General features: G+C 43.6%; 1 protein-coding gene. It reads left to right on the top strand.

Translation table 11 applies throughout. From position 1 onward, the window contains the following. Nucleotides 1–117: 117 nt before the first annotated feature. A complete protein-coding gene (locus tag GN217_RS18495) occupies nucleotides 118–1,527 on the top strand; it encodes an ISLre2 family transposase (protein WP_156858111.1) in 1,410 nt (469 codons plus the stop codon). The last annotated feature ends 160 nt before the right edge of the window (nucleotides 1,528–1,687 follow it).

The raw sequence follows: 1,687 nt of genomic DNA, 5'->3' as shown, positions 1-1,687 counted from the left end.
GTATGTGTAAAATAGTTCTCGGTGGGATTTCTGCAAAATCCTAGTCAAAAAAGAAGAGGCACTCTATCATAAATGTATGCATACCAAAGCAAATACATCATAGAAAGAGGCCTCTTCATGGATACTATTATATCAGAATTATACAGATTAATACATCAAACAGATAATTTAATTGAATTCGAGGAAAATGTTCGCACCTTGATGTATGAGGTGTTTACGTCCTTATTGGGGGACGTATTCACCAATATGAATACTGTCATTGTGAAGAAAAAACAAGCAGAAGGATGGTCCGTTGAAAGAAATGACGAAAGGGAAATTCAATTCACTTTTGGTGGAGTGAGATTTACACATACGCTTATGCATGATCCAGAAGGTCATGCCCACTATCCATTTGATGAATGGGCTGGATTTAAAAAGTACAAGCGTAGAAGTCCTTTTGTAGAAGTTAAGGTTGCCGAAATGGCCGCTGAAGGCACGTACCGGGATGTGGCTCATGTACTGAAAGAGTGGACAGCTGTAGATATTAGTCATTCAACGGTTGGAACGATTGTGAGAGAAGTTGGAGAAGCACAAGCCAAGGCGGATGAGGAAATGGTCACCGAATTAGAGGAGTCGGCTGAATTGCCAGAGGGTGAAGAAGTGGAGTTTCTCTATGCGGAGGCTGATGGGGTATTCGTTCGGGGAACGGAAAAGAAAAAAAGTCACGAGGTGAGCCATGCGATTGTTTATGAGGGCTGGGATAAGAATGGAAAAAGAGTATCTTTGCGTAATCAGAAAGTGATCATGACCACCAAGCCAACCTCGGAATTTTGGAAAGAAGTTCAAGCATTTACTGCCAACCACTATTCCCTGGAGAATACGAGAGTAGTAACAAATAGCGATGGTGGAGCCGGTTACACGGCTGAGAAGTTTCAAGAAGCCTTTTCTCAATCGGAATATCCAGTCCTAAACCAATTAGACTCTTACCATGTGTTTCAAGGGCTTAATCGAGCGCTTGGGGCCGGAAAGAGTGAGTATAAATCAGAGATACGAAAAGGGCTAGAGAAGCATGATCTGGAGCATTTTAACTTATGGCTAGACACTTACGAAAGCACGCTTGAGGACTCCAAAAAAGTCGAAAAGGTTAGGGACTTTCGCACGTATGTCTTGAACAATTGGGATCGTATTTTGGATTGGAGAAAGCGTGTAGATCATCCCCCAGAAGGCGCCAGAGGTCTAGGAGCTATGGAATCCAATCAGCGCCACGTTACCTATCGGATGAAGAAGCGAGGCATGCATTGGAGTCCAGAAGGTGCAGAGGCGATGGTAAAAGTTAAACAAGGCATACTAAACGGTACATTACGGGAAGTTTACCTTGAAAATCTTAAACGAAGCGCAAGAAAGCAGCGAGAAGTAAAACAGGTAGTCCGAATGGCTTCTTACCTGCGCCAACCCACACGTCCATCGATAGGCGTTAAACAAGGCTCAATCGGCGTATACGCACCTCATTCATCCGCGATTGGGAAGCTATCCAAAAGTTTTAGATAATCATCCTGGCATTTTAAGTTAGGTTCTTGGTCTTTAGAACCTAACTTAAAATGCCAGGGGACCAAGCGAAGACATTCGCGCGGTAGCCGAAAAAGCGTACAACTATAGAGTGCCGGAAATACTGGGGTGAAGAGGGTACCGAGAAAAGCTTGACACAAAC

This window comes from Oceanobacillus sp. AG (genome assembly GCF_009746545.1).
Classification (GTDB): Bacteria; Bacillota; Bacilli; order Bacillales; family Amphibacillaceae; genus Oceanobacillus; species Oceanobacillus indicireducens.
Note: the sequence above shows the minus strand (reverse complement) of the source record. Positions and strands in the feature narration are given on the sequence as shown.